Here is an 8,403-nt window from a genome sequence, read left to right as displayed (position 1 = left end):
CCTCTCGTCCGGGTGGGGCTCCCGTGGCCTCCCCCGGCCTTGCCGCCGCCGGTTCGGCGGACCTCGCGCCGGATCCGCTGTTCGACTTCTCCATCGACGCTCCGTCCGGGCCGGACGCGGCGTCGCTGCGCCATGCCGCGAACGTGGCCGTGGCGCCCTCGCCGAGCGGCGCCGCGGCGGTGGGACCGGCGGTGCCCTCGCCGGGCTTCGAGAACGAGGATCCGTTCGCGTCCATCGACGTGGCCACTCCGCCTCCGGACCTGGCCGCCGCGCCCGAGGCCCCCGGGGCCCACCCGGAGCCGATGGGGGACCTGTTCGACTTCTCCGGCGCGGGTGCGTCCGGCGAAGAGGGGATGGCCGCTTCGGACACCGGCCGCGCCGCGCTCCTGGGGGATGTGCCCTCGGAGGCTGGCGCGGAGGAGCCCGGCGGCATCTCGCTGCTGGGCGACGTGCCGGCCTACGACGACGGCGACCCGTTCAAGATCACCACGCCCCGCCGCGAGGTGGTGGACCTGGCCAACATGCGCGGCGGCCCTGCCGTCACCGTGGCCAAGCCCTCCGCCCGGATGGAGGACGTGGGCATGCCCCAGCGCCGGCTGCCCGGCCGCGCGCGGAAGGTGACGGGGCTGGTCCTCAACCTCGCCATCGCCACCGTGCTGGTGGTGGCCCTGGGCGCGCTGGGCACCGTGTACCTGCGCGACGGCAAGGTGGATCCGTCCACGCTGTCCCCGGACCGGCTGCGCTCGCTGGTGCTGCCCGCGTCCCGCCCGTTCATCGCGAGCGACGTGACCAACGGCCTTTATGAAACCCGCGACGGCCGCATGCTCTTCGTCGTGCGCGGCGAGGCGGAGAACCGCACCGGCGCCGCCGCGGCCGTGCGCGTGCGTGCAGCGCTCTTCGACGGCGACCAGCGGGTGCGATCGGCGGAAGGGCTCGCGGGCGCGCTCGCCACGCCGGAGGAACTCCACGCCGTCACCAGCCGCGAGGCCGCCACGGCGCTCCGCCAGCGCATGGACGCTGGCGCCCTGCCGGTGCCTCCGGGCGGCAAGGTGCCCTTCCTGGTGATGCTCCAGGAGTTCCCCGCGGACCTCACCGGCTTCCGGCTGGAGGTGACGCTGGAGCCCGTCCCCCTTGAACCCACCGCGGACCGCACCGGAGGCTAGCGCCGTCATGTCCACGCTGGAGGAGGCCCGCGCGCTCGCGCGCAACCTGCACGCCCTGGGTGGAGGCGCCACCGTGCGCCGCAAGGCCGCCGCGCGAGAGCTGGCCCGGCGTGAGCCGTTCGACACGAACGAGCTCATTGGCCACCTGCTGTCGCTGTCCCGCGCGGGGCAGGCGCCCGCCACCTGCGTGCTGTCGGACTTCCTGGCCGCGCTGGCTCAGGAGGCCGAGCACATCCCCCACGTGGAGGCGCTCCGGCGCATGGCCCACGTGCAGTCGCTGGAGGCGGTGGCGGACCTCTTCGCCCAGGGCCCCGCGCGCAAGGAGCTGGACGCGGACGCCGCCGCACGCGCTGACGCGCAGGCGGCCAGCCAGTCCCTGGGTCACCTGAAGCAGCAGGCCCGCCTCACGCGCGACCCGGACGTGCTGTCGCGCCTGGCCACCGTCAGCAACCCGGCCGTGCTGCGCAACGTGCTGATCAACCCGCGCCTCACCGAGGACCTGGTGGTGCGCATCGCGGCGCGCAGGCCCGCGCGTCCGGAGCCGTTGGTCGAAATCTGGAAGTCGCCGCGCTGGTCCGTGCGCCACAAGGTGCGCCGCGCGCTGGCCTTCAATCCGTACCTGCCGCCGGAGGTGGGCGCGAAGCTGGTGCCGCTGCTCACCACCTCCGACCTGCGCGAGATGGTGGAGGCCACGGGGCTGCTGCCCGCCCTGAGGCAGCAGGCCGCGCGCCTGCTCCTGGCGCCAGCGCCCGGCAGCCCGCCCGGTCCGTTGGTGCTCCCGACAGGGGAGGAGTTCTAGGGGCGGCGGTCCTTGTTGGGGCCTTCGGTGAAGTCCGCGTCGGTGTGGCCCCGGCGCGAGTGGGGCAGGTGCTTCACGTCCACCAGGTCGTCGCCGCGCGACGCCTTGCGGAACGAGTAGACGAACTTGCCCACCGCGTTGCCCAACTGCCCCATCCGGGCGGCCGAGAAGACCACCAGCAGGATGAAGCCGAGGACGATGAATTCTCCGGTGCCCAGCATGCTTCGGACACTGCAATAAACCCACCCGCGAGGCAAGTTGCGCACGCGTCCACCCCCGGACGCCGGCCCCACGCCAGCGCTGCGCCAGAGGGCCATTCCAGCGCACACTCCCGCTCCCCATGCTCCTGCTCGCTCACCGTGGTGCCAGCGCCGACGCTCCCGAGAACACCTTGGAGGCCTTCGCGGAGGCCGTCCGTCAGGGCGCCGACGGCGTGGAACTGGACGCCATGGTGTGCGGCTCTGGCGAGGTGGTCGTCTGCCACGACGAGCGCCTGGACCGCCTGGCCCGTCAGCCGTGGGAGGTGCGCTCCACGCCCTGGTGGAAGCTCTCCCGCGCGGACGTGGGCACGCCCCTGGGCTTCGCTCCCGCGCGCATCCCGCTGCTGGAGGAGGTGCTGGACGCGCTGCCGGAGCACTTCCTGGTCAACATCGAGCTCAAGTGCGACCGCTTCGACGACGGCGGCCTGGCCGCGGGCGTGGCGCGGCTGCTGGGGGACCGCGACCTGGCGGGCCGCGTGGTGGTGTCCAGCTTCAACCCGCTGTGCCTCTTCCGGCTGGCGGCGGCGGCGCCCTCGCTGCGCCGGGGCTTCCTCATCGACCCGGACAAGCCCTGGGCGCTGCAGGCGTACGCGCTGAGCCCGCTGGTGTCCTCGCACTCGGTGCACCCGTTCCACGAGGCGTGCACGCCGGAGCGCGTGGCCGCGTGGAGGGGCGCGGGCTTGAGCGTGGCGGCGTGGACGGTGGACGACCCCCAGCGCGCCCGCGTGCTGCGGGACCTGGGGGTGTCCTACCTCATCACCAACCGCCCGGCCCGCGTGCGCGAGGCCCTGCGCTGACTAGAAGTCCAGGCCGAGCGTGGTGTTGAAGGCGAAGACGGAGGGCAGCTCGCGGCTGCCGGCGCCGTCCTGGTCGAAGCTGCCCAGGTTGGTGAGCGAAATTTCCGCGCCCAGCTGGAGCACGCCGCCAATGAAGCGCGCGCCGGCGTAGAAGCGCGGGGTGAGGTTGTCACCCGCGCGCACCCGCGCGTACGGCGCGGCGTTGGTCAGCGCGTCACGCGAGTCGTTGCCCTGCGAGTCCGCCACGGTGCGGCTGGGGTCGAAGTCCAGCGTGCGCGTGGTGGCGCTGACGAAGTTGAGGTCCAGGCCACCGTAGGGCGTCAGCGTCACCATGCCGCCCAGGGGGAACTGCTTGCCCACGCCGATGTCCAGGCCCGTGGTGGTGAGGTCCAGGTTGTGCGCGCCGAACAGCTTCGTCACGTGCAGGCGCAGGCCCACGTCCGGCAGGTAGGTAAAGCCCTCGTTGACGGCCCACTTCAGCTCGCCCGTGGCCGTCACCATGCTGCTCTTCTCAATCCAGCCCACGCGCCCGCCCAGCTCCAGCGAGAAGGGCAGGCCCTTGCGCACGTGGAGCGAAGGCACCAGCACGGAGCCCGGCTGTTCGGCTTCCGTGGGCAGCTGCACATCCTCTGGCAACGACACCACGGACAGCTCCGCGTTGAACGCGAAGCCGGAGTGGCCCGTCGTGCGGGGAGGCATCAGGTTCGCCGACGTCATCACCGCGCCGAACGTGCGCGCGAAGGCACGGAAGTCCGCGCTGGCTTCGGCGAACTCCGTGTCCGTGATGACGGAAGTGGCGCCCCGGCGCTCGACGCCGAAGCGGGAAATCTTCAGGTCGTTGTCGTCCGCGTGGGCCGCGGCCCCGGACAGCGCCGTCGCGCACACGAGCCACCGACTGAACGTCCGCATGGGGGAATCAGGCCTCCGGGACGCATGCCGGCCAAGCGGGCGCCCACCTGCCGCGGACCCTAAATCGGCCCTCGGTGAAGCGTCAACAAAACGGGCGGCCCTCCTCCAGGGAAACGCCCCCTTCGAGGAAGGGGAGCGTCCGCTGGAAGCGAGCCGCCCGGGGTTCAGGCGCTCCGGGGGCGGGCCCGGAAGCCCTCGAGGCCTACTGCTGGCGCGGCTTCACCGGGTTGGTGGCCGCGGCGGCGGGCGTCGCCACCTTCTGGGCCACCTCCGCCGGACGGCGGCGGATGACCAGGGTGCGGCGGCTGGCGAACTCGGAGCTCTCGCGGGCCACCACCAGCACGTTGTTGTTGCCCTCCTTGAGCGCGAAGTCGGCGGTGAACTTCAGCGTGTTGGGCTCGCCGCCCTTGGGGTCCACGGCCTTGAAGTAGACCTTCTGGTCGTTGACCAGCACGTAGACGTCCAGCAGGCCGTTGGGGTCCTTCACCGCGCCGGAGAGGGTGAACTTGTCGCCGTTCACCACCACGCCGCCGTGGGACGGGTCCACGTCCAGCTTGATGTCCGGCGGCTGGTGCGTGGTGCTGTACGCCACCGTCTTGGGCGCCGCGGCCTTGCCGGTCTTCACTTCCTTCGCGTCCTGGGTGCGCACGAAGGCGAAGCGGTCCTTCTCCAGCGCGACCTTGTAGTAGCCCTTGGTGGTGGCCTCCAGGGCCAGCGTCGCACCCTGCGGCAGCTTCGCCACCGGACGCGCGTCCGCGGTGGGGGAGGCGAACAGCTCCGCCTTGTCCGACAGCTTCACCAGGCCCTTCTTGGCCTCCAGCTGGGCCACGGCGCCGTCCTTCACGGGCAGCTGGAGCTTCTCCAGGACGAACTCCTCCAGGGGCTCGTCGAGGATGGCCAGCTTCAGCGGGAAGGTGTCGCCCTTGAAGCCCTTCTTCAGGGACACCTGGAAGCGCGCCGTCTTCGTCTCACCGGGCTTGATCTCCCCCAGTTTGAAGCGGCCCTTCTCGATGAAGATGTTCGCGTCGCCGCCGTTCTTGATCTGCGCGAACGAGTCCAGCGCCGCGCCCACGCCCGTGTTGGTGACGTCCATCACCACCGTGACGTCCTCGCCGCGCTGCACGACGCCGTCGCCGTTGCAGTCCGCGCAGTCATCCACCACCTGCCAGTTGAAGGCGAACGTGGGGCGGGGCAGCTCCACGAAGGACAGCTCCGACACCAGCGTGTCGCGCAGCGCGCCGTTGTCGTCGAACAGCTTCACCTTCACGTCGTCGCGGCGGCTGGTGAGGTCCTTGGGCAGGCGAACCTGCACCTTCCAGGACTTCTTCTCACCCGGGGCCAGCGCGCCGAAGAGGAACTCGCGGCGGTCGAGGAACGCGTTGTCGCTCTCCGTCCAGCCACGCACGCGCTTGAGCGGCTCCGTGCCCTTGTTCTCCACGTGGATGACCATGTCCAGCTGCTCGCCGGCGGCGATCTTCGCGTCGTTGCCCGGGGAGAAGCTGGCGTCCAGCTGCACGTTCTTGGGCGTGGGGCCGGGGCTCCAGTCCAGGCCCAGGGCGGCGATGGCGCTGTTGATGCGCTGCTCCTCCTCGTTGCGCTTCTGCTCCACGAACTGCTTGCCCTTGGCCAGCTGCTCGCCGCGCTTCACGGCCGGCACCTTCAGGACGAAGTCGCGGGCGAACTGGACCTCGAAGTCCTCCTTGATCTCCTCCTGGGACTCCGCGTCCAGCTGGTCGTCCAGGTCCTCGCCCTGGCCGGCCACGTCCACGTCCAGGAGCGGATCATTCTCGCCGTGCTCCTTCTTGTCCTTGGCGGCCGGCTTGGTGGCGACCTTCTCCTTGGGCTCTTCCTTCTTGGCGGCGGCCTGGGCGGCCTTCTCGTCCACCTTGAGGTACTTGAGGCTGGTGCCCGGCTTCTCGCGGTCCAGCACCTCTTCGCGCTTCTTGGCGATGGTGGAGGACTCCGGGTTGCCGAAGTGCTGATCCAGGTCCGCCTCGCCCATGGACTTCCGGGGCGCGAACACGTCCACCCGGTCCGCGGTGACGCGCGTGGGGACCAGCTGGATGTCCGGGACGATGCCCACTTCCTGGATGGAGACGTCGCCCGGGGTGAGGTACTTGGCGATGGTCAGCTTGAGCGCGCTGTCGTCCGGGAAGTCGTAGAGCACCTGCACGCTGCCCTTGCCGAACGTCTGACGCCCGATGATGACCGCGCGGTCCAGGTTCTTGAGCGCGCCCGCGACGATTTCAGAGGCGGAGGCGCTGCCCGCGTTCACCAGCACCGCGATGGGGTAGGACTCCTCGCCCTCCGTGGGGCGCGCGCGCTTCTCCTCGCGCAGCTTGTCGCTGAAGCCCACCGTCGCGACGAGCGTGCCCTTGGACAGGAACGTGTCCGACACCTGGATGGCCTGCTCCAGGAGACCGCCCGGGTTGCCGCGCAGGTCGAGCACGAGGCCCTTGAAGCCGCCCTTGGCCTCCGCCTGCTTGCGGATGTCCGCCAGCGCGGCCTCCAGGTCGCGCGTGGTGTTGCCCTGGAAGTTCTTCAGGCGCACGTAGCCCACGCCGCCCGCGAGCAGCTTGTGCTGCACGGACTCAATGGAAATCATGGCGCGCGCCACCGTCATGTTGCGCGCCTTGTCCCAGCCGTCGCGCTCCACGGTGATGGTGATGCGGCTGTCCACCGGGCCGCGCAGCTTGGACACGGCCTCGTTGAGGTCCATGTTGACGGTGGACTCCTCACCAATCTTCTTGATGCGGTCGTCCTTCTGGATGCCGGCGCGCGCCGCGGGCGTCTTGGGCAGCACCTTCACCACGGTGAGGTTGCCCTCCTTCATCTGGATGACGAAGCCCAGGCCGCCGAACTCACCCTTGGTGGACAGCTTCATCTCCCGGTACAGCTCCGGGCGCAGCAGCACCGAGTGCGGGTCCAGCGTGGAGAGCATGCCGTTGACGGCCGCGTACTCGATGTCGCGCGTCTCCTCGATGGGACGCATGTTCTTGGACAGGAAGTCGAACACGTCCTTCAGCGCGAAGGACATCTTCCACAGGGAGTCCACGTGGGAGATGTCGAACTCCTTCTGCTTGCCGTTGACGTTGACGTTGAGCTTGCCCGTCTCCGGGTTGCCGTCCACGAGCACGTCCGGGACGCTCTTCTCCACGTACTCCAGGGAGGCGATCATCATCTCCTTGGGCTTCACCCGCTTGGGGTCGACGTAGTTCTCCTTCACGTAAAGGATGACCTTCGTCAGGACGCGGAGGCTGTTGAGGTCGTGCGGGGCCTTCTCGCTCTTGCTGGCGGACGGCAGGGCGCCGTCCCAGGAGTCCTGCCCCGCCTCCGCCGCTCCCACGGTGAGCGGGAGGGGCGCACGGTCACTGCCTGCGAATGCCCAGGCCCCCAACAGAACGGCGACGGCGGTGATGCGGCGGAAGATACGCGGCATGCGGTTCATCCCAGCTGGGGCGCGAGGGGCGCCCCGGGTGATGCGTGAAAAGCCCTGTGAATCCGAACGGTTCGACGTGTGCCAAGGGACCTGGCAGCGGCCGGGCAAGCCTAATCACGGCTTCCAGGTGCTTCAAGGCGTGGCCTTGTCACTAGCGTCCGAGAACGTCCACCGCAGGCAATGCGTTCCCGGAGGGCCTGCACGAATGGACACCCGGCATGCCCCTTTATTTCGTTTCAGGGCGTGCCAGCCGGCGGAGCGCCGCCGGGCCCGCTCGCATCCGGTGGCGGGGGCAGGTCCCCGGCCTCCCGCAGGCTCCGGTAGAGGAGGGTGCCCCCGATGACGGCCACCGGGAGGAAGAAGGTGTTCAGGATGGGCACCCAGAGCAGCAGGTAGACGCCCGCGCCGAAGCCCAGGCAGAGTGCCCGGCGCTCGCGGAGCATGCGGCGCACCTGGGCGAAGGGGTACAGGTGGCGCGTCATGGGCGCGGCCAGGTGCTCCGCCGCCATCCAGAGCATGGTCCACAGGCTGGCCAGCACGGTGAACGCGATGCTGCCCAGGCCCGGTACCAGGTTGAGCGGCAGCAGCACCGCCAGCCCCAGGAACAGCAGCGCCATGCGGGCGAGCGTGTGCAACAGCCCTGTCGTCATCCCGCGCAGGAAGGAGACGGGGGAGAGCACGGCGTCCGCTTGCGCACACTCGGCCTCGGTGGCCTCCGACAGCGGGTCCTGCAGCGGCGTCAGCAGGAGGGGCGGCACCACGTTGGCGCCCACCACCCAGGCGACCAGCGCGCCGAGGATGAGCGTGAGGGTCCAGCCGGCGCGGCCGTACCAGGACTCGGGCCGGGCCCACACGGACTCCAGGAGGCCGGGGGCGTAGCGGTAGAGGAGGACGGCCAGACCCACCAGGGTGATGGCGGTGAGGACCGCGCACAGGCTGGACAGGAGGAAGAGGCGGCGCGAGCGGAAGATCAGCCGGAAGGCGCGGCCGAGCACACCCACCCCCTGGAAGAAATCCGACAGACGGGGTCGTGGGG

6 protein-coding genes and 1 pseudogene are annotated in these 8,403 nt (G+C 70.5%); 3 read left to right on the top strand and 4 right to left on the bottom strand.

What is annotated here, in order from left to right; genetic code table 11:
* Both D7W81_RS37255 and D7W81_RS37250 read left to right on the top strand, forming a co-directional pair.
* A pseudogene (locus tag D7W81_RS37255) lies at positions 1-1,163 on the top strand (zinc-ribbon domain-containing protein); the annotation flags it as partial.
* 7 nt (positions 1,164-1,170) lie between these two features.
* Entirely contained in the window at positions 1,171-1,962 is a 792-nt protein-coding gene (locus D7W81_RS37250) for a hypothetical protein (protein WP_120560128.1), read from the top strand.
* Here D7W81_RS37250 and D7W81_RS37245 read toward each other — a convergent pair.
* Positions 1,959-2,183, bottom strand: coding sequence for a twin-arginine translocase TatA/TatE family subunit (locus D7W81_RS37245; RefSeq protein ID WP_244227697.1), 225 nt, complete (start codon positions 2,181-2,183; stop codon positions 1,959-1,961). The two genes, D7W81_RS37250 and D7W81_RS37245, sit on opposite strands and share 4 nt — an antisense overlap.
* A gap of 119 nt (positions 2,184-2,302) precedes the next feature.
* Here D7W81_RS37245 and D7W81_RS37240 point away from each other — a divergent pair, with 119 nt between their 5' ends.
* Positions 2,303-3,019, top strand: coding sequence for a glycerophosphodiester phosphodiesterase (locus D7W81_RS37240; RefSeq protein WP_120560126.1), 717 nt, complete (start codon positions 2,303-2,305; stop codon positions 3,017-3,019).
* Here the strand turns inward: D7W81_RS37240 and D7W81_RS37235 are convergent, their stop codons facing one another.
* The 3 genes from D7W81_RS37235 to D7W81_RS37225 all read right to left on the bottom strand — a co-directional run.
* On the bottom strand, positions 3,020-3,928 hold the full coding sequence (locus D7W81_RS37235; RefSeq protein ID WP_120560125.1) for a hypothetical protein: 909 nt from the start codon (positions 3,926-3,928) through the stop codon (positions 3,020-3,022).
* A gap of 202 nt (positions 3,929-4,130) precedes the next feature.
* Complete coding sequence (locus D7W81_RS37230) at positions 4,131-7,376, bottom strand: MXAN_5808 family serine peptidase (protein WP_120560124.1); 3,246 nt, start codon at positions 7,374-7,376, stop codon at positions 4,131-4,133.
* Between the two features lie 227 nt (positions 7,377-7,603).
* The coding region (locus D7W81_RS37225) for an EI24 domain-containing protein (protein ID WP_244227696.1) at positions 7,604-8,403 on the bottom strand (800 nt) is incomplete at its 5' end.

Source organism: Corallococcus aberystwythensis (assembly GCF_003612165.1).
GTDB classification, from domain to species: domain Bacteria; phylum Myxococcota; class Myxococcia; order Myxococcales; family Myxococcaceae; genus Corallococcus; species Corallococcus aberystwythensis.
Note: the sequence above shows the minus strand (reverse complement) of the source record. Positions and strands in the feature narration are given on the sequence as shown.

Excerpts from the sequence above, each read along its gene's own strand:
- D7W81_RS37245 (WP_244227697.1), bottom strand. The coding sequence starts at position 2,183 with ATGCTGGGCACCGGAGAATTCATCGTCCTCGGCTTCATCCTGCTGGTG.
- D7W81_RS37230 (WP_120560124.1), bottom strand. The coding sequence starts at position 7,376 with ATGAACCGCATGCCGCGTATCTTCCGCCGCATCACCGCCGTCGCCGTT.
- D7W81_RS37250 (WP_120560128.1), top strand. The coding sequence starts at position 1,171 with ATGTCCACGCTGGAGGAGGCCCGCGCGCTCGCGCGCAACCTGCACGCC.
- D7W81_RS37240 (WP_120560126.1), top strand. The coding sequence starts at position 2,303 with ATGCTCCTGCTCGCTCACCGTGGTGCCAGCGCCGACGCTCCCGAGAAC.
- D7W81_RS37235 (WP_120560125.1), bottom strand. The coding sequence starts at position 3,928 with ATGCGGACGTTCAGTCGGTGGCTCGTGTGCGCGACGGCGCTGTCCGGG.